Source organism: Candidatus Nitronereus thalassa (genome assembly GCF_032191465.1).
In the GTDB taxonomy this organism is placed as follows: Bacteria; Nitrospirota; Nitrospiria; order Nitrospirales; family UBA8639; genus Nitronereus; species Nitronereus thalassa.
Genome location: NZ_JAQOUE010000001.1, coordinates 1,153,534 through 1,178,985, shown reverse-complemented (window position 1 = coordinate 1,178,985; position 25,452 = coordinate 1,153,534). Strand labels below are relative to the sequence as shown.

At 48.4% G+C, this 25,452-nt stretch carries 24 protein-coding genes and 1 pseudogene; 7 read left to right on the top strand and 18 right to left on the bottom strand.

What is annotated here, in order from left to right:
- The first annotated feature begins 1 nt into the window (after position 1).
- The 3 genes from PPG34_RS05375 (at position 2) to PPG34_RS05365 (ending at position 2,171) form a co-directional block, all read left to right on the top strand.
- A complete protein-coding gene (locus PPG34_RS05375) occupies positions 2 to 379 on the top strand; it encodes a HEPN domain-containing protein (protein ID WP_313832120.1) in 378 nt (125 codons plus the stop codon).
- On the top strand, positions 358 to 684 hold the full coding sequence (locus tag PPG34_RS05370; RefSeq protein ID WP_313832119.1) for a nucleotidyltransferase domain-containing protein: 327 nt from the start codon (positions 358 to 360) through the stop codon (positions 682 to 684). Before PPG34_RS05375 ends, PPG34_RS05370 begins: the two co-directional genes overlap by 22 nt.
- Positions 685 to 1,277: 593 nt before the next feature.
- Positions 1,278 to 2,171, top strand: coding sequence for a hypothetical protein (locus PPG34_RS05365; RefSeq protein WP_313832118.1), 894 nt, complete (start codon positions 1,278 to 1,280; stop codon positions 2,169 to 2,171).
- 323 nt (positions 2,172 to 2,494) lie between these two features.
- Here PPG34_RS05365 and PPG34_RS05360 read toward each other — a convergent pair whose 3' ends face one another.
- The 7 genes from PPG34_RS05360 to PPG34_RS05330 all read right to left on the bottom strand — a co-directional run bounded on the left by PPG34_RS05360 (position 2,495) and on the right by PPG34_RS05330 (position 10,010).
- Entirely contained in the window at positions 2,495 to 4,207 is a 1,713-nt protein-coding gene (locus tag PPG34_RS05360; RefSeq protein ID WP_313832117.1) for a Na/Pi cotransporter family protein, read from the bottom strand.
- Between the two features lie 320 nt (positions 4,208 to 4,527).
- The gene (locus PPG34_RS05355) at positions 4,528 to 6,201 is read right to left on the bottom strand and encodes an MFS transporter (RefSeq protein WP_313832116.1); all 1,674 of its coding nucleotides are present in this window, start codon (positions 6,199 to 6,201) and stop codon (positions 4,528 to 4,530) included.
- Between the two features lie 202 nt (positions 6,202 to 6,403).
- Positions 6,404 to 7,333 carry a universal stress protein gene (locus PPG34_RS05350; RefSeq protein ID WP_313832115.1) on the bottom strand — a complete coding sequence of 310 codons (930 nt, stop codon included), beginning with the start codon at positions 7,331 to 7,333 and terminating at the stop codon, positions 6,404 to 6,406.
- Positions 7,334 to 7,563: 230 nt separating this feature from the next.
- Positions 7,564 to 9,090 carry a pyruvate kinase gene (gene pyk / locus PPG34_RS05345; protein ID WP_313832114.1) on the bottom strand — a complete coding sequence of 509 codons (1,527 nt, stop codon included), beginning with the start codon at positions 9,088 to 9,090 and terminating at the stop codon, positions 7,564 to 7,566.
- Positions 9,062 to 9,193, bottom strand: coding sequence for a hypothetical protein (locus PPG34_RS05340; protein ID WP_313832113.1), 132 nt, complete (start codon positions 9,191 to 9,193; stop codon positions 9,062 to 9,064). The genes pyk and PPG34_RS05340 overlap by 29 nt, the downstream gene beginning before the upstream one ends.
- Positions 9,194 to 9,275: 82 nt before the next feature.
- Positions 9,276 to 9,506, bottom strand: a complete 231-nt coding sequence (locus PPG34_RS05335) for a 4-alpha-glucanotransferase (RefSeq protein WP_313832112.1) — start codon at positions 9,504 to 9,506, stop codon at positions 9,276 to 9,278.
- 21 nt (positions 9,507 to 9,527) lie between these two features.
- Positions 9,528 to 10,010 carry a DUF2934 domain-containing protein gene (locus PPG34_RS05330; RefSeq protein ID WP_313832111.1) on the bottom strand — a complete coding sequence of 161 codons (483 nt, stop codon included), beginning with the start codon at positions 10,008 to 10,010 and terminating at the stop codon, positions 9,528 to 9,530.
- 368 nt (positions 10,011 to 10,378) lie between these two features.
- Here PPG34_RS05330 and PPG34_RS05325 point away from each other — a divergent pair, with 368 nt between their 5' ends.
- From PPG34_RS05325 to PPG34_RS05315, 3 genes are read left to right on the top strand one after another with little or no spacing between them, the layout of a single operon-like run.
- On the top strand, positions 10,379 to 11,203 hold the full coding sequence (locus PPG34_RS05325) for a mechanosensitive ion channel family protein (protein WP_313832110.1): 825 nt from the start codon (positions 10,379 to 10,381) through the stop codon (positions 11,201 to 11,203).
- A 5-nt stretch (positions 11,204 to 11,208) separates the two neighbouring features.
- Positions 11,209 to 12,075: a CBS domain-containing protein gene (locus PPG34_RS05320; protein WP_313832109.1), complete on the top strand. Its 867-nt coding sequence runs from the start codon at positions 11,209 to 11,211 to the stop codon at positions 12,073 to 12,075.
- A gap of 3 nt (positions 12,076 to 12,078) precedes the next feature.
- Positions 12,079 to 13,374, top strand: coding sequence for a magnesium transporter (locus tag PPG34_RS05315; protein WP_313832108.1), 1,296 nt, complete (start codon positions 12,079 to 12,081; stop codon positions 13,372 to 13,374).
- 11 nt (positions 13,375 to 13,385) lie between these two features.
- Here the strand turns inward: PPG34_RS05315 and PPG34_RS05310 are convergent, their stop codons facing one another.
- From PPG34_RS05310 to PPG34_RS05265, 11 genes and pseudogenes are all read right to left on the bottom strand, one after another.
- Positions 13,386 to 14,699, bottom strand: coding sequence for an MltF family protein (locus PPG34_RS05310; RefSeq protein ID WP_313832107.1), 1,314 nt, complete (start codon positions 14,697 to 14,699; stop codon positions 13,386 to 13,388).
- Between the two features lie 222 nt (positions 14,700 to 14,921).
- A complete protein-coding gene (locus tag PPG34_RS05305; RefSeq protein ID WP_313832106.1) occupies positions 14,922 to 15,110 on the bottom strand; it encodes a lipopolysaccharide assembly protein LapA domain-containing protein in 189 nt (62 codons plus the stop codon).
- Positions 15,111 to 15,228: 118 nt separating this feature from the next.
- Positions 15,229 to 16,110 carry a mechanosensitive ion channel family protein gene (locus tag PPG34_RS05300; RefSeq protein WP_313832105.1) on the bottom strand — a complete coding sequence of 294 codons (882 nt, stop codon included), beginning with the start codon at positions 16,108 to 16,110 and terminating at the stop codon, positions 15,229 to 15,231.
- Between the two features lie 138 nt (positions 16,111 to 16,248).
- On the bottom strand, positions 16,249 to 16,830 hold the full coding sequence (locus PPG34_RS05295; RefSeq protein ID WP_313832104.1) for a hypothetical protein: 582 nt from the start codon (positions 16,828 to 16,830) through the stop codon (positions 16,249 to 16,251).
- Between the two features lie 169 nt (positions 16,831 to 16,999).
- Positions 17,000 to 18,088 (bottom strand): succinylglutamate desuccinylase/aspartoacylase family protein, encoded by a 1,089-nt coding sequence (locus tag PPG34_RS05290; RefSeq protein ID WP_313832103.1) that lies wholly within the window; start codon positions 18,086 to 18,088, stop codon positions 17,000 to 17,002.
- Complete coding sequence (gene rimK / locus PPG34_RS05285) at positions 18,048 to 18,953, bottom strand: 30S ribosomal protein S6--L-glutamate ligase (protein WP_313832102.1); 906 nt, start codon at positions 18,951 to 18,953, stop codon at positions 18,048 to 18,050. The genes PPG34_RS05290 and rimK overlap by 41 nt, the downstream gene beginning before the upstream one ends.
- Position 18,954: 1 nt before the next feature.
- Positions 18,955 to 19,491, bottom strand: coding sequence for an ATP-dependent zinc protease family protein (locus tag PPG34_RS05280; protein WP_313832101.1), 537 nt, complete (start codon positions 19,489 to 19,491; stop codon positions 18,955 to 18,957).
- A gap of 92 nt (positions 19,492 to 19,583) precedes the next feature.
- Positions 19,584 to 20,540 (bottom strand): hypothetical protein, encoded by a 957-nt coding sequence (locus PPG34_RS05275; protein WP_313832100.1) that lies wholly within the window; start codon positions 20,538 to 20,540, stop codon positions 19,584 to 19,586.
- Positions 20,541 to 20,686: 146 nt separating this feature from the next.
- A complete protein-coding gene (locus tag PPG34_RS05270) occupies positions 20,687 to 21,721 on the bottom strand; it encodes a DUF21 domain-containing protein (RefSeq protein WP_313832099.1) in 1,035 nt (344 codons plus the stop codon).
- Positions 21,718 to 21,879 (bottom strand): annotated as a pseudogene (locus tag PPG34_RS18340) (hypothetical protein); the annotation flags it as partial. The gene PPG34_RS05270 and the pseudogene PPG34_RS18340, both read right to left, overlap by 4 nt.
- 386 nt (positions 21,880 to 22,265) lie before the next feature.
- On the bottom strand, positions 22,266 to 23,996 hold the full coding sequence (locus PPG34_RS05265) for a monovalent cation:proton antiporter-2 (CPA2) family protein (RefSeq protein ID WP_313832098.1): 1,731 nt from the start codon (positions 23,994 to 23,996) through the stop codon (positions 22,266 to 22,268).
- 388 nt (positions 23,997 to 24,384) lie between these two features.
- Between PPG34_RS05265 and PPG34_RS05260 the strand changes: the two genes are divergently transcribed.
- Complete coding sequence (locus tag PPG34_RS05260; protein WP_313832097.1) at positions 24,385 to 25,359, top strand: zinc transporter ZntB; 975 nt, start codon at positions 24,385 to 24,387, stop codon at positions 25,357 to 25,359.
- Positions 25,360 to 25,452 lie beyond the last annotated feature (93 nt).

The window sequence follows — 25,452 nt, the reverse complement described above, 5'->3', positions numbered from 1 at the left end:
TATGAATGTTCAAAAACATGTCGAGTATTGGTTGAATTCTGCGAAAGAAGATTGGGAGATTGCCCAGGACTTACTATTTCGAAATAAGACAAGGCATGGACTGTTCTTTGCTCACCTAGCCCTAGAAAAGGCCTTGAAAGCACAAGTCTGTCGGACAACAAAGGATGTTGCTCCACGAATCCATGCTTTATTACGCTTGGCAGAAAGAGCGAATCTTGATCTTACGGAAGAGACGAAAATATTTTTGGCGGAATTCGATCGGTATCAACTTGAGGGTCGTTATCCGGAGAATTTAATGGAGCCACCCGATACAGGGGAAGCCCAGGAGCAAATGGCTAGAGCCCAGGAGATATACCAATGGTTAACCAAGCAGTCGTAACAGTCATCCAAGATTACATACAGGAAGTGAAGAAAAGAGGGGTGAGAATATCGAAGGCTGTGCTCTTTGGGTCCTATGCAAAGGGCAAAGAGAATCCTGACAGTGATATTGATCTTCTTCTCGTTGGACCAGATTTTGACCCACGACCTAGTCGGGCGTTGGTCGCAGAATTATGGCGTGCACGAGCAAAGACCGACAGCCGGATCGAACCCGTGGCTGTTGGGAATAAATGCTGGGAAGAGGATGACACAGATTTGCTCATTGAAGTCGCTCGAAGGGAAGGGGTTTCGATTAGTCCCATTTAAGCAGCGGTGTAGGTGCTGAGGAAACGCCTTGGCATGGGCAATCCCATTCGATGGCGATTACGCTTTCTCCGCTTTCGGCGTTGTTTTTTAAGCCAAGGCCCTAGTCGTAAACTTCTTCCACTTTGACGCCATTCCCGACATGAGTCATCGGGAATCCAGGTTTATTTTTTTGCGGGGTTTCGTCCCCGCACGCCGAGGTCCTTTTGTTTCGGCAAAAGGACCCAAAACCATTTCTGCCTGTGCGCGGCCCCTATGGGGTACCTAGTCCGCCACCCCAAATCAAGATGGCTGCGCAACTCGCTCTGAGGTGAAAAGCCACCTCTCCACTCAAACAATGCTCGCCGAAAAGTCGATTTGGGGCGGCGGCCCAGCCGCGCCCAACGCAGAGGCAATGGAGCATTCGAAATTTTATTTTGGCGAAACTCTCAACCAAAGATTTGACCCCTAGCCTAGGAGTGCCAAGAATTCCAAGAAAGTACCATTCACTGCATTGGGATATTTTGGGTGCGCTGGTGCATGGATATGTGATTAAATTGCCACTTAATCACTGAGTACTAAGATTTAATTGATGAAGTGGTAAGGAGGATTAGGGAATGAAAAAAATCTCAAACAAAAGGTCCTCATGGGTTTGGCCACTTTTATATAAAATTTATGAACTTATCAAAGATAATCCAGAATTCGCCCAATGGATTACGGAGCAGATTAAAGAGATAATTGAGAGTATTAGGAAAAAGAAAAGACTGAATTACAAAGAAGGCAAGCCTCCTAAAATCATTAATCCCCAAGGCACCAGCACTCTGGTCCCAGGTGAACTACAAATGATGGTTTGTGGAAAAAGTTACATGCCTTATCCGGAATGGGTTTTCTTGCTAGAGGCCTTTAGAAATCTTTTGTCAGACTATGATGTTCCTCCGAATGATGTGGGCTACTGGTATGGAGAAAGAGCGCTTTCGGGATTGCTTTGCGTGGCAGCATGGAAACTAGAGGATGGGTGGGGATTAGAAGAATTCACGGGATTCCGAAATATAAGTGAAAAGAAAACTGTTGGACGGGGTGATTTATGGATCAGTATTGGAAAAAAAAAGGATTTAACTATTGAGGCAAAAGCACTATGGCCAACGGGAAATCCTAAAATTGTGGTAAAAAGTGTTTTGAAAAAGCTTGACGAGGCAGGCAAGCAGCTGGATAGCCTCGAAAGGAGTTATAGAAATGGACCTAAAAAAACAGAAATCTGTTACGTAATTCCAGAATTCAAGGAATATGGGGCTATCAATGATCCACTGAAGATTCGCGAGTGGTTTATAACTCTTTCGGAATTGCTAGAATTAGAAAAAGTTTCAATTGGAGCATTCTGGTATGAGGACAATCCTCCTTATGATGACGAGAAAATATATCCAGGGGTTCTGATAATATCCCGTACTCTACCATGGAAATCTAATGTTCGTGTGAAAGCGGCACGCAAAATTTCAATCAAAAGAGGAATTTAGTTTTCAAAAGAGACTTGAAGCCCAGAAAAAGGAGTCAAGAGTCTTTTGGAAATTATTTTTAGTTGCATGGCAAGGCAGGGTTGGCTGACTCACTCAAGCATGGTGGAAAAACTCCATAGCCCTTTCCCCCACTAGTTTGCTTGAGGCCATGGCGATTGATGAAAAACTAGTGGTTGTGTGGGTCGGAACCTTTGGGAGTTTTGGTAGATCATTTCTGGGCTGAGCCTGTGGTTGGTAGTGCGGCGGGGTCTCCACAACGATTGAGTCCATGACATGCCTGTTTCCTGGCCGTTTGTGACCAGGTCGAAGCCATTAGTGAGGATTTAGACCAGCCTCGTTTTTTCGTTATCATCGATTTTCATTTTCTTGTCTTTCTGTTCCTGATGCTTTGGGCGGCCTTCTTTTTTGGCGACGGTGAGATTTCGTTCTTCGAGAAGGAGGACGAGGATTTTTACGCCCTTCAGCTGTCGTTCCAAGGCGCGGCTTAGTCGGCTCAGCAAATCAAGAAGGTGGTCGAGTTCACGAAGGCCAATTTGGGCCGTGGCGCCACTTCGCAAGAGACGATCCTTAATGGTTTGATAATCCTGCTCCAACGATTCGTATCCCTGTTGGATAAAGTCGATGTTGGATTTCGTTGATCGTAACTCAATCTTCGCCAGCCAATTGGTGGCAGTGCGCATGTAGTCGGTTAAGTCCTGTATCACCGAATGATCCTGCAACCTCTGGGCTGTGGTTCGTAATCCTGCTACCCCAATGACTAAGTCTGTGGCTTCAGCAAAATAATGGGTAGCGCGTAAGGTTTGGGAAAGCACGGCGGCGTCTTGTGCATCTAGGGAAAGTTTTTGGGTTTTGTTGATGAAATCCCCAACCGTTTCGACTAATTGCATGAGCGTTTCTTTCCGGCTTTGGAGTCGACGGCCATAGTCGCTTCCATGGGTGAGTATGGCCACGGCAGTTTGACGAGCCAACACGCCAATTCGATCAATCTCCATGATTAACGCATTCATGGCCAAGGCCGGAGTCGCCATGACGGTGTCATCAAGGTAGCGTGGGCGGGTGTCGTCTTCTTCGGTGGTTCGGTATTGATGTCGAAGCCAAGCGACGAGTCGCTGTGTAAAAGGCCAAAGAAGAACGACTCCCAGAATATTGAAGGTGGTGTGAAATAAGGCCAAGACGACGGTTGGCGTTTCATCGAGTTTTAACACCCGCCCGGTTTCAAGGATGAACCATATTAGTAGTGGGAGGATGGCGAGGGCCACAATACCTGTCACGGCGTTGAACACAATATGGGCGGCAGCGACGCGTTTGGCGTTGGGTGTCGCGCCAAGGGAGGCAAAAAAGGCGGTTGATGTCGTCCCAAGGTTTGATCCAATGACCATGGCTGCCGCACTCGGCAATCCCAACACGCCCCCACTAGCTGCAGTCAAGGTCATGGCAATCGCGGCACTTGAGGATTGGGTGAGAACGGTTAAGAGAAATCCAATGCCGACAAGTAAAATCACACCCACTATGCCGTACTCTGTGACTATTGCAAAATTGACGGATTGCGCCACCGTTTGAAAGGCATTTTTTAGCGTATCAATCCCGATAAAAAACAAACCGAATCCTGCGAACACTTGCCCGGCCGCCCCTTTTCTCGAAGTTGGAGAAAGGAACCACATCGGAATGCCGATGCCGATCATGGGTAAGGCAAACAGTTCCACTTTAATGTTGAATCCGAGGATGGCGACAAGCCATGCGGTCATGGTTGTGCCAATATTCGAGCCATAGATGACGCCAACCGCTTGAAACAAGGTCAGCAGTCCTGCGTTGACAAATCCTATGGTGGCGACAGTGACGGCGCTGGAAGATTGGACAACGGCAGTGAGCAGGCAGCCTGTCGCAATACCTTGCGCAGGGGTTTTGGTCCATTGCCCCAGCAGAGTTCGTAAGGCATCGCCGCCGGCGAGTTTTAGCCCATCGGTAATGAATTTCATGGCGAGGAGAAATAGTCCAATGCCTCCTGCCAGCTGTCCGATGATTAGTACGGTGTTCATGAAACCTTTATGTCTTTGATTGGTTCTTTGGACTGTTGAGGTGCCGTAGATAGTTTTTGGGCAGTAATGATTGCTTCCGGCGGCTTTCAAAAATTCTGCGCGGAATGGAAAGTGAATTCAAAATAAGGTGAAGTATCACTCAACGAATATTGGCAATTAAGGTGCCATGATTCTTGTGCTACGAGCAATCGTTAAGGTCAGAAATCTTCGAAATTTTGAATATAGCTGTCGATAACAGGGCAAGGAATTGAGGAATATTGCAACATCTTCTGCGTAGGGACTGCGGAATGTTTCCGCCGCAACCAGTTCGGTCACTCGCTTTAGCGGGTGGGTACATGGCTGGCACGAACCAGGCCTACGGCGAGTATGGGAAGGACCAACCCTAAGACAATCGCGGTGATAAGAAGGATTCCTAATTCGCTGTAGTCAGCCGGGATCTCGACGGTTTCCGTGATTGGATTTTTTACTTCACGGGTAATGATGAAAATCTGATTGAGATATTGTGTGCCTAACTGACTCGCGGATAGCGCAAGATTCGTGAACGATGCCATGATCGCAAAAAATGTGGCCTTGAGTTTGGCTGGAGCAGATTGCGCGATCCATGCCAGCATGGGGATCATCGCGATTTGGCCTAAGGGAGATTCCAGGGCCGTATTGATTATCGCGATGAAGCGGGCATCCACCACGCCTCCGGTAAGGGAAGCCGTCCAGTGATGAAGACCGTAATAGAGTCCGAGGTTTGGAAGGCTAAGAATTGTTCCCGCCAGTGTCAGAAAGACGATGACATAGGCGATCGACTTTTCTGCCATGAAACGACGAAAAATAAACATACCGAATAGGGTCAAGCAATTGGCAATCAACGCCAACACCGAAAGAAACCTCTGATCAAAACCAAGTTCATCAATTTGGAACCATACCGCGCCTTCTCCAGGTAGTGGCACCGCCCGGAAGACAAAGATGATGAGTGCGGTTCCCACCAACATCCGGCGGGCTTGGGGTTCCAGCACTTTGACGAGTCGGGAAATTAAAAACAAAATTATTGTCAGTGACCCGCCAAAGACCAATTCCTGCCCATAGCGAATATCTCCCAGCCCCATGATCATGGTGAACACGACAAACACGGCACTCCCTCCTAGAATCCACCAATTCGGTTCAGGGGAGGGCTGATCTGGAGCGAGCATTTGGTCGATCTTTCGTTGAGTCATGCCTGAGGCTAGCCATTGTTTTACTTGTCTTCGTTTGAGTATGGCGGCGAGTCCGACTCCCAAGATGGAAACGATCGGGATCAATAGGGCCATTTGGTAGATGTCGAGATATGCCAAAATTCTATCCGCTTCCTTCATGTTTTGAATGTCGGCGAACCGAATAAGGTTCACCAGGGAAACGGCAATGCTGCCTCCGATGATTGCCACCCGACCCAGTGTTTGCATGGTGGTGTGCATCAAACGAATCCGTTGTTCCTCATAGGGATTGCCTTCGGGATCGACGAGAGGGACGGCCTCGACGGTCATGGCATCAGCGACGACATCCTGGAGGACATATCCAAGGGGGGCCAGGAGCACACTCATCACGAACCAGCTTTCCATTGGCATGATGCCGCGCATGATTTCAGGAGTCCCGAGCAGGCCCAACATGATGGCGAGACTCGCACTAATCAGTCCTGCCCCCAAGAACACAAAGCCCGCCTTCCAGCGCCACAGAAGGTCCACTAAATGCCCTAACGGCATTTTGATGGCCCATGCCAATCCGGCCCAGAATCCCAGCATCGCCAGAAATTCGGCAGACAAACCCAGGTATTCTTTGACGAAAAATGTGCTGACAATTCCGGTGAGACCTGAAATGCCCGCGGCGAGATAGATCATGAGAGGAGGCAAATAGGAAAGACGGAGTTCTCGGCCCAGTTCAAAAATGTTTTTGTCGATCCAGGAGAGAATGCTGGACCCCAACGCTCTTTCCTTTGGGTGGTGGGTATGGTCTTCCGGCTGAGTGCCCATATAGAAGTATAACCTTAAAGGAAGCCGAAAGTACGTGCCCAGAAAGGTTCAAGGGGGAGAAGAATATAAGGGCCCCAAAAATCCTATTGGATAAAGTGTCCTCGATCACTGAATCAGTGAGTCTTGAAAAGTATGGGAAGTGCTATTTCTTGCCCAAGTTGGACATACTGTGTGCCAGAAAATAATCGTTGGGCGGGTGGAATTACTTCTTGGATCTCACAACCAGGACGGAACATGTTGCATAACGTGCGACTTTTCTCGCCACCCCTCCTAAAGGTATGGGGGTGCCGTCGGTCCATCCGTTTGCTCCCATGACAATTAAGTCTGGTTTGAGGCGTTTTTCGGCTTTAAGAATTTCATCGGCTGGATTTCCCGTCGAGAATGAGTTTTTGGTTTTTATGCCATGTGCCTCGAATTTCTTGGTGATCTCTCGAACATGTTTTTGTCCGGTACGCTGAGCCCGTTTCATTAATTCTTCACTCATCTTGATCAACTTAGGATTTTTTTTCGTAAAAAACCAATTCGGCAAAAAACTAGGCGGCTCGACTACTTGGAGAATGGAAATAGAAGTCGAACCGAAAAAGTTTAATGATTGAAGCATCTCAAAGCTCGGCAGGCCATCGGTTGGTCCCTCGGAAGCCAAAAGAATTTTAAAGTTTTTTGTGAGGTTTGATTTTTTTGCATATCGCGATTTGTTGCGAAAGATCACCACGGAACATGGGGCTTCCCGGAGAACTCTATCGCTCGTGCTTCCTAGGAGAAAACGTTTAATGCCGGAAAGTCCGCGGTTGCCTAGAGCCACAAGGTCGATACGGTGGGTGGAAATTATTCGTAAAATTTCTTCTCCTGGAATGCCCTCGGCAGTGAAGGAATTCAATTTGTTGTCGGGAGTGCGAGAAAAATACTTCCGAATTTTTTCGAGGAAGGCCTTGGCTTCTTTCAACCAGGCTGTTCTGGCTATGGTTAAGGTCCGCTCCCAGACGCGCGAGTGGTCGATCGCAATTTGGTCTCTTCCAACCTCAATGACTTGTAAAAGGTAAAGATCTGTGCCGCTCGGAATGGGGAACTGCCCCCAGCAACGAGCGATCGCTTGACTGTTTTTGGTTGGATCAACCGAAAGTAATATTTTCATAAGTGCTCCTTGAGAGGGAAATCATATTCCTAGATTAAGAGATAGTTTGAGGTGTTTTTCTTCTTGAGAATGCGCGGAGATTTTAAAAGAATTTGAAGAATCAACGAGTCGGGTGTTCCAGGAAAATCTCATTATACTTAAGTCTTTAGATACTTAAAAGCGGTCAAACTTTGCACAAAAAAGAGAACCATTTTTTAACGCCTTACTCTGACTGTAAAAATTGTAGAATCTTATTTTACAAGGTGGATTTTCATTAAGTTCGTCCCTGTGGGTTTTTGGGCATGTTCTCCTGATAGGATGACGATGCGATCTCCCGAATGGATGAGTCCACGTTCCTTCACAATATCCTCAGCCTGTTGAATTCGCTCATCAGTGCTCGAAATTTGTGGCATAAGGTAAGCATGGACCCCCCAATAGGCGGTCATTCTTTTCAGGCTTTCCCTGGAAGGGGTGAGCGCAATAATTGGAACGGCAGGTCGTTGTTTTGACATGAATAAAGCTGTCGCTCCTGAATCTGTAAACACGACGATTGCCTTGGCTTGTGTAAGCCTTGCTGCCGAGTCTGCGGCAATGCAGGCCGAAGCCGTGATTGAGCCATGAATCTCTTGATCGGTTTTCGATGGTTCCCATCGAAGTACTGTTCCCTTTTCAGCGGAACGGATAATGCGAGCCATGATTTGTACGGTTTGGACTGGGTATTGTCCGGCAGAGGTTTCGGCGGACAACATCAGAATGTCGGACCCGTCCAGGACGGCATTGGCCACATCGGATGCTTCAGCTCGTGTGGGCCGTGGATGCTGAGTCATTGATTCCAACATTTGTGTGGCCGTAATCACCAACCGATGCCGGCGATTGGCTTCTGCGAGAATGTGTTTTTGGAGAATGGGAACCTCCTCAAGACTCATTTCTATGGCTAAGTCGCCACGTGCCAGCATCACTCCATCAGCCTGATCCACAATGCTGCTCAAGCGGCGAATGGCCTCAGGCCGTTCGATTTTTGCTATCACGGGGATGTCTTGCTTGTGCTTTCGAAGAAATGTTTTGACGGCTCGAACATCTTGAGCTGAGCGAACAAACGAGAGCGCAATGTAATTCACCCGATTTTCGATGCCAAAAAGAAGGTCCTTCAAATCCTTTTCGGTTAAGGTTGGACCACTCAGGTTTGTATCTGGAAAGTTTACGCCTTTGCGAGAAGTGACCTTTCCTCCGACTACTATGGAACATTCTAAGCCAGTAACAGTGGCTTTATTAACGAGCAACTCGATGAGCCCGTCATTAATCAGAATTTTATGACCCTTTTTGACATCCTTGGTAAGAGTGGGGAACACGACGGGAATCACTGATCCTTTGTTCTTCGAATATTTAGAAAGACGGGACTTTTCTGAATTCGCCGAAATTAACTTCACGGACTCCCCCGTGTGAAGATAAATTCCTTCCTTGGGAAGGGACCCAATGCGAATTCGTGGGCCTTGGAGATCTAATAAAATTGGAAGCGGCGTTTGGCGCAGCTTTTCAACAGATCGAATAGCTTTAATTGTATTTAGGTGCCACTCTTGTGTGCCATGAGACATATTCAGTCTCACCATATCCATTCCGTTTTTTGATAATTCTTCGAGGATTTGCCGCGAGGCGCTTTTTGGACCGATCGTGCATAGTATCTTTGCCCGTCTTAGAGGGAGATGCTGTTTTGGTTGGGAAGATTTTTTGCGGGTCAAGGTCCTGAATGTCCTATGGTAGCGTTTTGTGCACTCGGTCATAGAGACGAGTCAAATCATGCAGTCGGTGGCTCACTTCATCGGTGAGCTGTTCTTTCTCAAACCGCCATGCCCAATTGCCATATTTTGTTCCGGTACGAGTCATTCTCTATTCATTTCCCATCTGCGGTCTTCATCAATTTTTTTGGCCTGGGCGGTTTCCTTTGCTGGTAGGGAGGTGGTCCACCTCATCGTCGTATTGTGGGCGTGGATGGTGGTATAGACCACACCATTGGGACCATACTGATGGGGACGGTGGTCGTGGCTTTGGGATCGTGCCCGAAGGCCATTGGAAGAACTTTTATGCCGGGAAATTCGAATTCATCGCGAAGCTCCTCGATCTCAGGGGTAATGGTTCCAAGATCTTTAGCTATGATGGCCAAATTGGATCTTTCATGGTGTGATGAACAGCAGTACAAGGGAAAAGCTGATAGCAGGGATTAGGTCTTTTTTTTAAATAAGATTTCCCGTTCAGCCTGGAGCCAATCATCCAATCCCTTTTGCCCTTTTGAACCGCGCCCAATAAAAAGATCGTGGGCACGTGCTGCAATGTAAGGGTGAACGACCACCCGAATACTAGACTCAAGATGATCGAAATTGATGGGGTTCTCTGGAAACCCTGGCCCCCCGACGACTTGGTCGATTCCTAATTGATGAATCTCGGGCAGGAGGGAACCGATGGAGGGGTTGGCCAGCAAAATGACCTTGCCCTTGAACCCTTCAGATCGAATACTCCGCAGGACAGCAATAGGATTTGGGGAGGCAACGAATGCATCCAACACGACCACATGGGGGTTAATCTGTTTGATCCAATCGCAAACATTTTCCCGATGGGGAGCCAAACATACGTCAAAGCCGCGCTGGTCAAAAAATTGTAAAAGTTGATCCCGGTGTGGAGGATGGTGTGAAATGATGAAAATCACTGTGACACCTCGTGTCGAGTCTCAGTTCTTGTTAAAGAATCTTATCAGTTTGGCAATCCTTTTACCAAACCGCGAAAAAAATCGATTGTGACCACATTGACTTGTGCGTGGTCAAAAGAAAGACGGCCAATCTCAGAATTACGCCTATCCTGAAAATTCTAGGCGCGAATGATCGCATGCGTAAATTTTTCAACGGTTTTGGGTTCTAAAAAAGGATCTTGCAGAGGCTTGGATTGCATGTAAGAATGGCGCCTCTCTGAGGAGGCTCCAAAGCAAGATGTTGGAATCTTCGTAATGGAAGAACTGAAGGCATTTCTAGAGGGAAGCCACGTGAAACGATTCCAAAGAACAAATAGAAAGGTAAGGGCATGAAGGATTGGATTACTGCGGTCGAAGAGTCGATGACCCATAGTGTGACGCTCCTTATTGGTTTTTTGCCAAAACTTTTTGGAGCGGTGTTGTTACTCTTAGCCGGGTTCGTCATTGGCCGAATTGTTAGAGTTGCGTTGACCAAAGTCCTTCAGCTGGTGGGGATTGATCGGTTACTGGGAAAGACGGCTATTCAAACCGTGCTTGAACGAACGGGTTCCCAAAAAACCATGGCGCAAATAATGGGGGTACTTGGATTTTGGATTGTCTTTCTCCTGTTTTTAATTTCTTCTACAGAAACTCTTGGTCTGGCGATTGTCTCGCAAGCGCTGACAGGCCTCGCCTATTTTCTTCCCAAGGTGGGATTGGCGGTGGTCATTTTGGTCTTGGGTTTATTCGCGGCGAATTTCCTTAAAGAGGTGATTAGCTTAGCTTGTGGATCTGCGGGTGTCACCCAGGGGCAGGTCGTCGCACAAACATTCTACGTGGGAATGGCGTTATTAGTTGTGGTCACTGCCATTAATGAATTAGGCATTGATACAACGTTGTTGAATAATACCATAATTTTGCTGGTGGCGGGATTGATTGCTGGGGCTGCCCTGTCATTCGGCTTGGGTGCAAAATCGGCAATTGGCAATCTGATTGCTGCCCATTATTTGCAACCAGTTTTGAAAATTGGACAACGCGTCAAAATCGGGACTATTTCCGGTGAGGTGTTGTCTATTACTCCGGTGTCAGTGGTCGTGCAGACCAATGATGGACGCGCCATTATTCCCGCTTCACAGTTTTCCGAGTCCACAGGAGTTATCCAGAGCTCGGAATAAGTCTTATGCGCGTTGAAGATCAACTGACCCTCAAGTTTATTCAGCTCCATCCCGTCGAATCGTCTCGTCAATTGGAACGATTGGATTCCCAAACCGCAGCGGGAATGCTTACCTCATTGCCGGTGTCCGATGTCTCCACCGTTTTGGGATGTTGTCAACCGAGTCTGGCGGCAAGAATTCTCGAACATGTTACGGTTGAGCAAGCCACCGGGGTGGTGAGCGAACTTCCCGCCTCTACCGCCTATGTGGTGTTTCGGCAACTCTCACCTGAGTTGCAAAACCAAATGATTGAACGCTTGGGACCGGTGCATGGTCCAAGATTTCGTCGTGCGTTAATTCAACCGCGACAGACCGCGGGTAGCTTAGCGGACCCTCGGGTGGTAACCCTCCCGCCAGATGTGACCGTGGCACAAGGCATTCAGTTACTCAAACGAAATCCTCGCCAAGCGTTGTATTACGTGTACGTCGTGGATCGGGATGCTAAACTCGAGGGAGTGGTGACTCTGAAACAATTGTTAATGGTGGACCCGGAGGATTACATTGCCACAGTGATGAATGATCAGGTGTTCTCCCTGCCGGCGAGTTTGACGAATGATGAGTTGGTTGGACATCCCCATTGGCAACAGCATCCAACTTTGCCGGTCGTTGATCAAGACGGGGTCTTCCTTGGGGTGTTGCGGTATCGTACGTTACAGCAGGTGATCGAAGAAATGCAGTCGCGACGGGATCCGGGTAATTTGCCTAGCGCCTTGATCCAATTATGGGAAGCCTATTCTTTGGCCGGCATTGGGTTATTGACGGAGTTATCTCAAGCCATGACGTCTGTTCCGCAGACGCCTTCCGGCAGTCAAAATACAGAGCATCAAGGCTAATTCATGAACACGTCGACGTTGTTATACGAAACATTTTTCTCCACTCACCCCGAAGAAGCTGCTCGCACGTTGGAGTCCTTTCCGATTGGGGATATTCTTCGTGTCATTTCTCAAACTCCAGGACGCAATATTGCCCAGCTCTTATCGAATATGAATCCATCCCTCGCTACCGAAGTGTTGTTGGGACTTCATGATGAGGTGCTGCTGCGTGCCATTCCAGAGTTTTCGCCAACGCAATTAGCCACACTGGTTTCACGGTTTTCTCAGGAACAGCGTGAGGATTTTTTAGGCAAGGTTCCTGCAGCCGTGGCGACGGAACTGACGGCGTTTCTTGACTACCCGGTGGATACAGCCGGGGGCCTCATGGATCCTCGTGTGCTAGCGCTTCCTGAAGATTTATTGGTGGAACAAGCCATTGCGCAAATTCGGGCTAAGGGTTCGAAAGAAATCCATGAAGTATATGTCATTGATCGTGAGCAAAAACTCGTGGGCCGGGTGCCGCTTCGAGATTTATTAGTTACGCCCACCGATGAACGCCTGCAATCAGTGATGGAGCGTGATTTATTGACCATTCATCCCTTGGAGCAACGAGATCAAATATTGGATCTCTTCAGCGAACGAAAACTATTCACGCTGCCGGTGACGGACTTGGATGGTCATTTATTAGGGGTCATTCGCAATCGGTCGATTTTTAAAGCTGGTCAAGAAGAACTCAGTGCGGATATGCAAACCATGGTGGGTGTGAGCGCAGATGAGCGTGCTCTGTCTCCTCCAATGTTTGCAGTCAAAAAGCGATTGCCGTGGCTGCAGATTAATTTGTTAACGGCCTTTCTGGCTGCGTTTGTGGTGGGGCTGTTTGAAAGTACGATTGCTCAATTCACCGCTTTGGCGGTGTTGTTGCCGGTGGTGGCAGGGCAATCAGGAAATACGGGCGCGCAATCATTGGCGGTGGTCATGCGGGGATTGGCGTTGCGAGACATTCGACCCAGCCAATGGTGGTCTGTTAGTCGAAAGGAAGTGGTCGTGGCATTTATCAATGGCGTGGCCGTGGCGTTGACCACCTGCTTGGGAGTCTATGTCTGGAGCCGGTCTTTAGGTCTGACCGCAGTGATCGGCGTGTCCATGATTCTCGCGATGACGATTGCTGGTTTCTCCGGCGCTGTTATTCCTATCATTCTCCGTTCCCTCAAACAAGATCCTGCGCAATCCTCATCTATCATATTAACGACTGTGACCGATGTGTTTGGGTTTTTCAGCTTCCTGGGGTTAGCCACCATTTTTTCGAGTTGGTTGGCGTAACCGATCCCACCCTAATTTTTCAGTTCTTTCAATTCTCTGAATTTTTGAGATTCAGATTCTTTCACCAATGTATACGCAATATAATATTTGTGAATATTGGCCACATATCGGACAGGTTCTTGTCCAACAAATTTTAGGGCGGCTCGTTCAACATGGAAAAACCAACGATTGGGATCAAGCCCCATGGCTTTAGCTTTTTGTTGAAGCTGTCGGACTTTCCTAGGCCCCATGTTGTATGCGGCATAGGCAAAGTTTAATTGCTCGTTAGGTGCCATACGGGGTGACTGGAAGTAGGTGTTTCGAAGATGGGCAAGGTATTTCACTCCTGCGTGTATATTGTTTTCCACCGGCTGGATATTGGGAATATTGACGGCGTCGTCAGCTGCTGTGCTGGGTAGGATTTGCATAATTCCAACCGCCCCCTGGGGACTTTGACGCGTATGATCCAGTCCCGACTCTTGATACGCCTGTGCCGCAATGGCCAACCAATCGAATTCGTATTTTTTCCCATACTTTTGGAACAGGGCCATAAATTGTTCTAGTTTTCGTCGCTCGCGTGATTCCAGGGGGTTGGAGATCCATTTTCGATTTTGATAGTACCGTTTGAAGAGGATGTTGCCCATCAAGGTTCCCTTTTTATGACTACGAATGAAAGTGTTCAGACTTTTTCGTAGCTCTGTATTCTCCTTCCTGATGGCCCAGCCAATTTTTCCTCCGGCGTGAATAGAGAGGTCGGTGCGAACCGAGATTTTAGGGAGGACGGGAGCCCACAATTCCGCAATGTGTCGATCGGCCACGGCCAGATCAATCACACCGGCATTGACCAATTCCAGTAAATCTTCAGTGGCCAGATATTCGCTTGCTTCGATGACTGTGATGGGAGAAAGGTTTTTCTTGGCAAACTGGGAATTAAGTTTGGCTAAGTGAGGCCCATAACTTCCCCCACGAATAATATAGACCGACCTTCCCGCGAGGGCTTCAAGTGCTGTCAGGCCCTTGAGTTTTTTTCTCATGACCACGATTTCCTCAACTCGTGGAAGATAGGAATCTGAAAAGGCGATGATCTTTTCTCGTTCAGGGGTGATGGTCAATCCTGCGGCTGCGATGTCTCCTTTTCCTTCAATGAGCCCCGGCAGTAATTGTTCAAAGGGGACCGGAATGAACACGATATTTGTTCGAAACTTTTTTCGAGAGACCTTCTTGTTCAGAAATTTTCCATATTGTTGGAGAAGCTCATATTCAAAACCGTGTGGTTCTCCCTTGACCAGAAAAAAATTGGTCTTGCTGTGGGTGACCAGGACTCGGATGACGTGGCGTTTCTTCATTTCTGGAAGATCGCCCGTAAACAATTCTTGGAATTTTTCTGAATTTGGAGAGGAGGGTTTTGCCTGGCAAAAGGGGGCAACGGTGAGGAGGAGTCCGAGAATCCCTATGCAAAAAGCGCAGCTTCTCTTGAGGATCAATAATCTCTCAGACGTACTTGAGTGCTCGGCTCCGAATTTTTGATACCAAGTGCACCCATTCCCAAACGACATAAAGAGGTCTACCTATTTGTGGCCGCGAAGGAGCCATCCAATGGTGATGCCTACAATGAGAACCATAAATAACATGAGGGCTCGGGACATTGCTAAATTCCAAAACAAGAATTTGATTTCGACGACCTCATAGTTTTGAACCGTAAATAACACGATGACTCCTGTGAGGGCGCAAATGGATATGAGTTTCCATTGTGACAAATTTTTAGCTCCTACAAGTCAATAATGTTCAAACTACTCTGATTAATCTCTAAACTTCAACCTGGGGGCAAATCTAAATTTATGTTTGGGTCATTTTCTTTGAAGGCGAATTTTCTCTTTATGACGTGGTGGCCACAAGGGGGACCGGCAAGGGACTTCGAACATGGAGATCCCGTTGAGGAAAGGGGATTTCTACGCCGTTTTCTCGAAACTTTCGCACAATGGCGCAATTAATGTCGGATTGAACTTGTCGACGCCCATGAGGATTATCCACCCAGACAAGTAGGCGCATGTTCCACGCGGAATCCCCAAATCCCATGAACCAGACTTTGGGCGGTGGTTCTCTCAATACCTCGGGATGCTCTTTTCCCGCATCCAGCATTGCATGAATGACGACGTCCAAATCAGATTGATAAGATACCCCCACATCAATTTCCAGTCTGGTCGTCGGGTCACCGTGAGACCAGTTGATGACCGTGCCGGAAATAAATTCAGAATTTGGGACAACAATGGCTACATTATTCAACGATCGAATCGTCGTGGACCGAATATTAATTTCTTCCACATTGCCTTCGGTGTCGACGACGGTGACTCGATCTCCCACATTAATGTGTTGCTCAAACAAGAGAATAACTCCCGAAATAAAGTTCGATGTCAGATTTTGCAATCCAAATCCAATCCCGACGGAAAGGAATCCAAAGGCGACGGCCAAAGCGCTCAGGTCAATTCCAATGAATTGAAAAGCCAAGATGGCGCCAATGACCCAAATAATATATTGGGAAATGCGGATCAGCGTATATTGTGTGGCAGAAGAGATATCGATTCGCTTTAAAATCCGATTCCGTAAGAGTCGTTGGATCGCATGTGCCAACACATAAAATATCGAAAGAACGAGGGAAAAGACGAATAGTGAAAGCGGTGTGATTGGCGTTTGATTGACTGAAAACAATTGGTAGTGGAAAAATTGGGTCAAGGTTTCAAAAATATTCCATTCATTCATACGGTAGCCTCCTTCAGAACTGGCGATGGGTATTTCGCGGGAAGTTGAAAGGGTCGATGTCGTGCCTCAATGGCTTCCTATGACGGGGGAATGCTATGAGTTTCTCTGCTTGTGCTCAGTCGTCACCAATACGAAACATTATTCAGGGATATAATCAAGATTGGTGTCAAGGTAAGAGAAAAAGAAAAGAATGGTATAGAGGCGATGAAACGTTTGCCCCTCATGGGTTGTTAATGTATTCACCAATTTTCCCGTCTGCTCTTCAAAAATGTTCATCGAATATTGCACTCTTCCGAATTGTCGTTGAGAGCGATACATTGTAATCTCGGGTAACGCGAATGGAATAAAGGTGCTTTGAATTGCCGGCATTCCTAGAAATGATTCACCATATTCAGTGCCAAATGCATTAACCAAAATGTGGAGGCGGTATGTGGCGGTCTCCTGTGATTTCCGTACCAGGTATCCTTTTTCACCCAACCATCCTTCTATGGCCGCGCCCAGAAATGTCCGGTCTTCGGTTAATCCTGTGAGATCGACCTTAACAGTGGCTCCGGAAGGAAGGGGAAAGTCTGACTGAGATGGGTTGGTCAGGCTTTTTGAGACGGCTTGGGTTAATAACAATTGTTCCACGGATGTGCGTGCCGTGCGTGTTGTCACTTGAGGATTGACGCAGCCGGTCAAGAATCCAAAAACCAACAGGAGAGACGTCCAACGATACATGAGAAGAACTCCTAATTAAATAGTATGCTTGGCTATTATCGCGAGTGGGTTGCTTAAGATCCCTTAAACTCCCAACAGGAGGTGAAGCCGCGTTGAATATTACGAAAGGTACGTTTCAATAAAATTTAGTGACCTAGAATTAAATGAGAGAGTCAACATTTGCCACGGATCATGGGCTATGGGGTGGCAAGAGTGCTTCAACTTCAACGTCGATATTCTGGTCTAGCTGTTCGTGAAAACCTTCAACGACCTTTTCCGCAGAGGTGGCATCATGGACATGCGCAATATGAAAAATTGCATCCCCTTGATTGACCACGGGTAGGTTGGCGCGGCCAATAAGAATGCCCGCTTCTCCGGACGATACGGTGGTTTCCGATTCGCCAAAGGGGTCGGCAATGGTACCCAAGCGTTCATTCGTTTTAATCAGCACCCCATTCCGTAGACGCGTTCGAAGAATTCCGCCCGTGGGAGCGCGAACCCAATAGGAAGACCGCGACACGATACTTTTATGGGGTGAGGGGGGCGGGGTGAGCATCTCTAGGGCTTGCATGACTCGAATAATTCCTCTGACTCCAACCCGAATGGATAGTTCATCAAAACGCAACGCTTCTCCAGCTTCATACAACATCGTGGGAATGTCTTTCTCGGTGGCAGCGAGACGGAGGGATCCGTCACGAAGATTCGAATGTAAAACCAATGGGGCCGCAAATGCTTGCGCAAGCTCTTCCATTCCGGGACCATCAAGATTCGCGCGGATTTGAGGCAAGTTCGTTCGATGAATGGCTCCCGTGTGTAAATCAATCCCGTGGGTACAGCGCGAAACGACTTCTTTGAAAAAAACATGGGCCAGTTGGGCGGTTAAGGAACCTTTTGGGTTCCCAGGAAAACTCCGATTGAGGTCACGCCGGTCCGGCAGGTAGCGAGACTGAGAAATAAATCCGAAGACATTCACGATGGGCACCGCAATGAGCGTTCCACGTAAACGGGTGAGACGTGGTGACTTCAGGACCCGACGAATAATTTCCACGCCATTCAATTCATCCCCATGAATGGCCGCACTCACAAAGAGACGTGGGCCATCTTTCTTCCCATGTACCACTTGCACAGGAATGGTCATAGGGGTATGCGTTGAAAGCAAACTCATGGGGAGTTGAATCGTTTGCTTGGTTCCTGGAAGGACCGATTGCCCCCCGATTTCAAAAGCTTGGCGACTCAAATTATCCGCGGCCTCGCGTTTTGGTTTTATTGGGTTTGGCATGTTTTTCCATATATTTGATGATCTCCTTGGCGATATCTACCCCAGTGGCCTTTTCAATCCCTTCTAATCCAGGAGATGAATTGACTTCCATAATAACAGGCCCGTGTTTTGATCTGAGGATGTCCACGCCACAAACGTTGAGGCCCATGGTTCGGGCGGCTCGGGTGACGGTGGATCGTTCTTCGGGCGTAATTTTTATCAACTCTGCGCTGCCGCCCCTATGAAGGTTTGACCTGAAATCCCCTTTTGCTCCTTGGCGCTTCATCGCGGCCACGACCCGCTCTCCAATCACTAAACAGCGAATATCAGATCCGCCCGCCTCTTTTATAAACTCTTGCACTAAAATATTAACGTTGACTCCGCGGAAAGCCTCGATCACCGATTTGGCTGAGTTTTTGGTTTCCCCGAGCACGACCCCAATGCCTTGAGTGCCTTCTAGCAATTTAATGACCACGGGCGCTCCACCGGCAATGCCAATAACGTCATCCGCAAAGTCATCTGAATGTGCAAAGGCTGTCACGGGAAGCCCTAGTCCCTCTCGGGCGAGAAGTTGCAGGCAGCGGAGTTTATCTCTCGATCGACCAATGGCGACCGATTCATTGAGCGGCCACACGCCCATCATTTCAAATTGGCGCAAGACGGCTAAACCGTAGAAGGTGACCGAGGCACCAATACGGGGGATCACGGCATCATAGCCAGTGAGCGTTTCGCCTTTATAGCGAAGATCGGGTTTATGGGAGGTGATATTCATGTACACTTTTAACGTATTAATAATATCAATGGTATGCCCGCATTCTTTGGCGGCTTGGACCAACCGTTGATGGGAATATAGTTTAGGGTTTCTCGCGAGCATAGCTATTTTCATCTTATTCCTCTTCATCTTTTCCGTACGATTGATGTTCTGGATGGGTGATGGTGATCTTGGGCTCCCCAGGGTGGCCCTGACAATATGATTTGGCTGGGTCTACCAGAAATCGTTTTCTCAAGGCGGTGCGACCGAGTAGCATTCGGAATCCCATTTCATCTCGGTTGGTGAGAGTGACTTCAATGGGCCAGGTCTGATGGCCTATGGTAATGGGGGTGACAATGACAAAGCGTTTTTCTTCGATGCCGCCTGAGTTGGTGACGAATCGAGATCCCTTAATTTTGCAGCTGCAGGCCTGTTCGATTTTGTCATTGCGTTGAATCGGGTGAAGTGTAAAACGTATCCAATCCTGGCCATTTTTCTTGAATGGTTCGATGTCAAAGGCATGAAGCGCAGAGGTTCGAGCCCCAGTATCGACCTTGGTTTTAATGAACTCGACTCCTAGGTCGGGCAATGCTAACCATTCTCTCCAACCAATAGTCTCTAAGGGAGGTTGAAGGGCATCCTTTTTTTTTAGTCGTTTAACGCTCTTAGACATGGAAAAGTCTTGATCTGGGAATCTATCACAGATATGGGTGGTTTTTAGCTGATCCCCCCACTTCAGAGTGGGGGGATCATATCGAACAGACCTTATTTTTTAAATGGCTCTTTTAGAACAACTTTGACGCCGCCAATCGTGCCGGTGACGGCTTTGCGAACTTGTTGACCTGCGCTTTCGCTGATTTCACCGGCGGCTTTCAGTGCACTTGTGGCAGCAGCCGATGCCGCTTCGGCGGTATCTACCCCAATGGCTTTGGCTCCTTCAATGGCTCCCTCGACGGCATTTTTAGCTGTCGTGGCTAAGTCTCCTCCCACCTGGGAAGTGGCTTTCACCATAGAACTCGCGGTTCCACTGATGGTATCTAAGGCTTTTTCTCCGACATCTTTCGTGCCCTGAAGTGCACCGACCATCGAGGCTTTGACTGTGGATGCCACGTCTCCTCCAACTTCATGCGTGGCTTTCACGACGGTTCCGGCGGTGTGACTGACCGTATCGATGACCTTTTCACCCACATCCTGTGCGGCTTGGGCTGCGCCCATGACGGTTTCCTTGGCAGTCATCGCTAATTCCCCACCAACTTCTTTCACGCTTTTTATGGCTGCTGTTGCGGTGTGAGAAACAGCTTCCACGACGGTCGTCCCAAGGTCCTTTGCCGACACAATGGCTCCTTGCACAGCGCCTTTTGCCGTGGCCGCGAGGTCACCCCCGACTTTTGCGGTGGTGGTAATTAACGTAGATGTGCTGGTACCAATGGTGTCCAAGGTGTTGGTGGTGACTTCTTTTGTTCCCTTCATGACCCCGAGAATCACGCTTTTGGCCGTCGATCCGGCTTCGGCACCAACTTCGGAAATACCTTGAACCGATCCTATAATCGTATCTTTCACTAGCGATCCAGCCTCCGCTCCAACAGCTTTGGTACCTTTTAATGCGGTGACCAAGGATCCACTGACCAAATCCACGAGGGCGTTGGCAATTTCTCCCGTTCCTTGGATGGTTTCCACGACACTTTCTTTGGTTTTCACAATGATGGATTTTTCTTCAGACATGATGTCCTCCTATGGTGTGAAGTAGATAAATCGTTGACATGATGCACTTCGTGGTGGCTGGTGTTGAGAAAAATTTTCTCCCTAATCGAGCAAAGGTTGATTCTTTAATTCAATCGATCCTGTTATGTGTACGAACCAGAAAACATTCATGCAGAATTCACCAGGGGTTTTCGTTTTGCAATGCCTCGGAGAAGGCGGCCTAAAATATCCGCGCCGGTAATTATTCGTTTTTGAGTGGATGTCCAAATCAACACAATGTCTTGATCAATCACATCGTCTTCCAAATGTTCGGGATCTACCTTGAAATGCTCCAGCAGCTCTCCGAGGGGAATGGCCGTATTGGTGACGACGATAGGGAGGTGGCAATGTCGCAATGGACGATATTTTTTCTCCACCAAGAGTTCACGAAGAAAGCCATCCGCGTCCAGGACCAACCGCGGTGTGTCGGTGACATCAGTGATGACGACCCATTTTTCTTTGGATTGGTGGATTTGTTGGACAAAATAATCCATCGTCTCGGGGACGTCCTCGGGGAATATCACTCGCTGGCCATCGTAATGTAACTGAATAATGCTGCGAGGGTTGAGGGGCGATCCCTCCTCTAGGGCGGAAATATCATCAAGACTTAAAAAATTTGAGGCTCCATGACCTTCCACTGCGCTAATGTCTGATTCCGGCGCTTGCGCATGAATTTTTAACAGTGTTTCGATTTCATGTTCTTTAAACCAGGTGATCCCCTCTTTTCCTACGATTCGATCCAATAGGAGGGAGGAAGGTTTGGCGACAGGGTAAAATACCCATTGAAGAATCTTGACAATGGGTGCGTACCGGGTGGCCATGGATAAGGCGTTTCGGGCAAAGTAAGCTTGAGGGAGGATTTCGCCAAATACCGTGATTCCAACAAGAGAAAATGTAAACGCGAGGATTCCGGATAGTTGGTGTTCTGAAAGCAAGGTCAATAACACATTGACGGCGACGTTGCTCCAGAGAAGGGTGGCCAATAAAAAATTGGCATTTTCACGCAAACTCAGAATAAGTCCGGCTTCAGGACGGTTTTGTTTTTTCAGGAGTTCAAGATGAATCCGACTGAGGCTAAAAAATCCTAGGGTCAACCCTGAACAGAGTGCCGAGCCGGTGAGACAGAGGAGGATGCCGAACCACATGAAAAATGAATGGGTCATATTACTGCTGTTCCAGGATTCTTGTAATAGGAAAAACTCATATATTCATTCAGGGGAACTAGTGCCGTATCAGTAGGCGGAGAATTCGAGGCACTTTTCTTTCTGACCATGCTTGCGACGATGTTGGCAATAATCCAGCCTATGGCCAATAAGGCTACTGCATGTTGAAGTGTTTTTTTTCAATTCCTTTCAATGAAGCAGACATGGGAACCTTCCTTGCTTCTCATGTCGATGCTTGATTAGTTAGACAATTAGGGTATGCGTGTAGTCACAAGATGTGTGATGCTAAGCAGAGAGAGGTTGCGCCGAGGATATTTTTAGACCCTATCTGTTCGTTTAGACCATTGCCAAGGGTGTTTGGTCACACAAGTTATGCTCTGGAAGATATATATTCTTGGTTTGAAACGGCTATCGGAGGGGAATGGGGTGGAAAAAACTTACCGTCTTGACCAAAACACATTATCCAAGGTGCGAGGTATACCCATCGCATGCACAAGGGGCACACTGAAGCCGACGATTGGAAAGTCGGAGACAACTGAACAGGTTAGGTCTGAGGGATCTTTGGAGAAGGAGGCAGCTCGGAATTCCTTAAAAGTATTTTCCGGAGCAGGGCATATTCGTCGCGCCGAAAATCTTCCAGCATGCTGTTGGCCGTCTGTTCCCCGATCCCTCCATAGATCAATGCGGATCTTCCTAACTCCAGACTGGCTTCGATAGTTTCCGGGACGGTGCGATCTGCACCAAGCTGTTTCAAAAAATGGCCATGGGGCAAGTCATGCGCCCTGGCTTCAATCGGCAGGCTCGGGTAGAGGTAGCGAATCGCCGAGACCGTTTTCTCTGCGATTCTTGGATCGTCAACCGTCAGGACGACCAGCTTGGCATGCCCGGCACCGGCTGCTTGTAGAACCTCCGCCTGACTCACATCACCGAAGTACACGTCATAGCCCTGCTTTCGCCCAATGTCGACTTTTGCAGGATTTACGTCAAAGGCTTGATAGGGCACATTCTGGATATGCAGCATTTTCGCCACCGTTTGTCCCACTCGACCAAACCCTGCAATGATGACATGCTGATCTTGAGAAAGCGGAGGCTTTTCCATGGGGGTTCCTGATGGTTGGCGGAACCAGTGGATCAACCTGGATGATGCCAAATCCAGTATTGGCGTAAAAAACATGGTCATGGCTATCAGTATGAGTAATACCTGAAAAAGCTCATGTGTCATGACTCCTTTAGCTACGGCCAATCCAAACAGGACAAAACAAAATTCTCCACATTGCGGGAGGAGCAAGGCCACGCGGATCGAATCTTCACGCGTGTGGCCTGAAACCCGACAAATGATTAACAGAACAAGCGCTTTAATGATCATGACGCTGATGACCAGAAGGACTAACGAAGATCCCTGTTGGTGAATGAATCCAAAATCCACTGACATGCCGACCGACATGAAAAAGAGGCCGAGTAAAAATTCCCGAAGCGGTAAAATAGCTGCTTCGATTTGGTGGCGGTACTCGGAATCTGACAATAACAGTCCTGTGAGAAAGGCTCCAAGGGCCATAGAGAGATGTACCTGCTCCATAAGCCAGGCGGCACCCAGTACCGTCAAAATGGCGGCACCACTAAACGCTTCGGTATGCCGTGTGGAGGCAATGATTCGGAGAGCCGGGCGTAATACATACCGCCCCACCAAAAGAACCAGGGCCAGGGCTCCAAGGATTTTGAGCCCAGAGAACCACAGGGGATCTTGCGCGGTTTCGGGAATGCCTCCGAGTAACGGAATCGCTGCCAGGAAGGGTACCACCGCAAGATCCTGCATCAGTAGAATGGCCAGTGCTGCCTGACCATGGGGGCTTGCCGTTTCGCCGCGTTCTGCCAAAATTTGCAGGCCGAATGCGGTTGATGACATGGCCAGTCCGAACCCGGTTATGAGTGCCACGGGCCAGGGAAGTCCCGCATAGAGCCCTATACCTGCAAGGCACCCTGCGGTCAGTACGATCTGTGCCGTCCCGAGCCCCAATACCGCTTGGCGCATTTGCCAAAGCTTGTCCAGGTGAATTTCCAACCCGATGAGGAACAATAAAAATACAACGCCGAATTCAGCAAAGTGACGAAGCGTCTCCACTTCGGATGTCACACCCAGTCCCCATGGCCCTACCGCCGCGCCCGCGGCTAGATACCCGATGACGACGCCTAAGCCAAGACGTTTGCATAGAGGGATGGCAACCACAGCCGCAGCCAGAATAATGATAATGCCTAGTAACAAGTCTTCTTGGTTCACAATGTGTACCTAGAGCGAAAGACAAAAAAGAAATACCCGTCAAAGTAGGGAACGGTGCGCTAATGGCTTTTGTTGATGGCTAAATAAATAGGCTAGATCTCGCACCAGCGCCAGTATGACCATTCGGAAAACGAATCCCCAAACGGTAGAGATATTTGCAGTTTTCATGAATTACCGATCATGCATAAAAAACAGTTCACGGGTCACCATGTATGGGTGCGAGCCAGGGGGCAATATTTATCTAAGGTCTCCATGGCTAATCCAGAGTATTGTCGAGGTTGAATAACGAAGGGATGTTTGCTGGAATGAATTCATGATGGCACGATACGACTCGTATCGTACTTTTCAAAATCATAAAGGATTCCTACATATTCTGAAAGGGGAGCACATGGGACATTTTTCCGGGCTCGTGTGGAGTTATGTCTTGGATGGTCAGGGTGGTGCCCAACAGGTAAGTTGGGAGGAATGGAGCGAAAGGAAGACGTCGCCGGGTATATTGTGGATTCATCTGGATCGTACCGGAGCCGATGCCCAGGCCTGGCTTCGGGAGAAGAGTGGATTAGAGGTAATTGTGACAGAAGCCCTTTTAGCTGAAGAAAGCCGACCGCGGTATTTTGTGACGGGGGAGGGGTTGCTGGTGAACCTTCGAGGAGTGAATCTCAATCCAGGAGCCGATCCTGAGGACATGGTTTCTCTACGACTCTGGATCGAACCGACTCGAATCATTACGGTGCGCCATCGGCCCCTCATGGCTGCTCGTGGCATTCAGGACCGATTGGAGCAACGTGGTGGCCCGAAAACCTCTGGGGATTTCCTGGCCATGGTTGCCGATCAGTTGATCGCTCGGATGGGTCCGGTCATCAATGAACTTGAGGATGCGGCTGATGAGTTAGAAGACCAAATGGTCGAACAAGCCAGTTCCGGATTGCGAGGCAGCTTGGGCGCGTTGCGTCGAGAGGCCATTGCTCTTCGCCGTTACATCGCGCCTCAACGAGAAGTGATGTCTCGTCTCCAACAAGAGCCCTTATCCTGGATTGGCCCGGAACACAAGTTGCGTCTCAGGGAAACGACAGATCATTTATTGCGGTACCTGGAAGATCTGGATGCGGCGCGAGAACGAATTGCCGTCATGCAAGAGGAATTGACGAATCGGCTGGCGGAACAATTGAATCGTACGATGTATATCATTGCGTTGGTCACGGTCATTTTCTTGCCGCTTAGTTTACTGACGGGTCTTCTGGGTATCAATGTGGCTGGTATTCCCGGTGCGGAAAATCATTGGGCCTTTATCACTGTCTGTAGTGTGCTCGTGATTCTCGCATTCGGACAGGTTGTCATTTTTCGACGGCTCAAGTGGGTGTAAATGGGCTGATCTTCAATGATTCCTGATTTCTCCGCTTCCCATTGAAATTGAAGCCTACTGGGTTCCCTGGTTGTAGGTGGTCTACAAAGCCAG

What these genes read in the sequence shown, in the direction of transcription:
- rimK (WP_313832102.1), bottom strand. Translation starts at nt 18,953, where the DNA reads ATGAAAATAGCTATGCTCGCGAGAAACCCTAAACTATATTCCCATCAA.
- PPG34_RS05370 (WP_313832119.1), top strand. Translation starts at nt 358, where the DNA reads ATGGTTAACCAAGCAGTCGTAACAGTCATCCAAGATTACATACAGGAA.
- PPG34_RS05350 (WP_313832115.1), bottom strand. Translation starts at nt 7,333, where the DNA reads ATGAAAATATTACTTTCGGTTGATCCAACCAAAAACAGTCAAGCGATC.
- pyk (WP_313832114.1), bottom strand. Translation starts at nt 9,090, where the DNA reads ATGACCGAGTGCACAAAACGCTACCATAGGACATTCAGGACCTTGACC.
- PPG34_RS05300 (WP_313832105.1), bottom strand. Translation starts at nt 16,110, where the DNA reads ATGAATGAATGGAATATTTTTGAAACCTTGACCCAATTTTTCCACTAC.
- PPG34_RS05340 (WP_313832113.1), bottom strand. Translation starts at nt 9,193, where the DNA reads ATGACTCGTACCGGAACAAAATATGGCAATTGGGCATGGCGGTTTGAG.
- PPG34_RS05360 (WP_313832117.1), bottom strand. Translation starts at nt 4,207, where the DNA reads ATGAACACCGTACTAATCATCGGACAGCTGGCAGGAGGCATTGGACTA.
- PPG34_RS05295 (WP_313832104.1), bottom strand. Translation starts at nt 16,830, where the DNA reads ATGTATCGTTGGACGTCTCTCCTGTTGGTTTTTGGATTCTTGACCGGC.
- PPG34_RS05275 (WP_313832100.1), bottom strand. Translation starts at nt 20,540, where the DNA reads ATGTCTGAAGAAAAATCCATCATTGTGAAAACCAAAGAAAGTGTCGTG.
- PPG34_RS05355 (WP_313832116.1), bottom strand. Translation starts at nt 6,201, where the DNA reads ATGGGCACTCAGCCGGAAGACCATACCCACCACCCAAAGGAAAGAGCG.
- PPG34_RS05270 (WP_313832099.1), bottom strand. Translation starts at nt 21,721, where the DNA reads ATGACCCATTCATTTTTCATGTGGTTCGGCATCCTCCTCTGTCTCACC.
- PPG34_RS05325 (WP_313832110.1), top strand. Translation starts at nt 10,379, where the DNA reads ATGAAGGATTGGATTACTGCGGTCGAAGAGTCGATGACCCATAGTGTG.
- PPG34_RS05310 (WP_313832107.1), bottom strand. Translation starts at nt 14,699, where the DNA reads ATGAAGAAACGCCACGTCATCCGAGTCCTGGTCACCCACAGCAAGACC.
- PPG34_RS05315 (WP_313832108.1), top strand. Translation starts at nt 12,079, where the DNA reads ATGAACACGTCGACGTTGTTATACGAAACATTTTTCTCCACTCACCCC.
- PPG34_RS05320 (WP_313832109.1), top strand. Translation starts at nt 11,209, where the DNA reads ATGCGCGTTGAAGATCAACTGACCCTCAAGTTTATTCAGCTCCATCCC.
- PPG34_RS05375 (WP_313832120.1), top strand. Translation starts at nt 2, where the DNA reads ATGAATGTTCAAAAACATGTCGAGTATTGGTTGAATTCTGCGAAAGAA.
- PPG34_RS05280 (WP_313832101.1), bottom strand. Translation starts at nt 19,491, where the DNA reads ATGTCTAAGAGCGTTAAACGACTAAAAAAAAAGGATGCCCTTCAACCT.
- PPG34_RS05365 (WP_313832118.1), top strand. Translation starts at nt 1,278, where the DNA reads ATGAAAAAAATCTCAAACAAAAGGTCCTCATGGGTTTGGCCACTTTTA.
- PPG34_RS05290 (WP_313832103.1), bottom strand. Translation starts at nt 18,088, where the DNA reads ATGCCAAACCCAATAAAACCAAAACGCGAGGCCGCGGATAATTTGAGT.
- PPG34_RS05260 (WP_313832097.1), top strand. Translation starts at nt 24,385, where the DNA reads ATGGGACATTTTTCCGGGCTCGTGTGGAGTTATGTCTTGGATGGTCAG.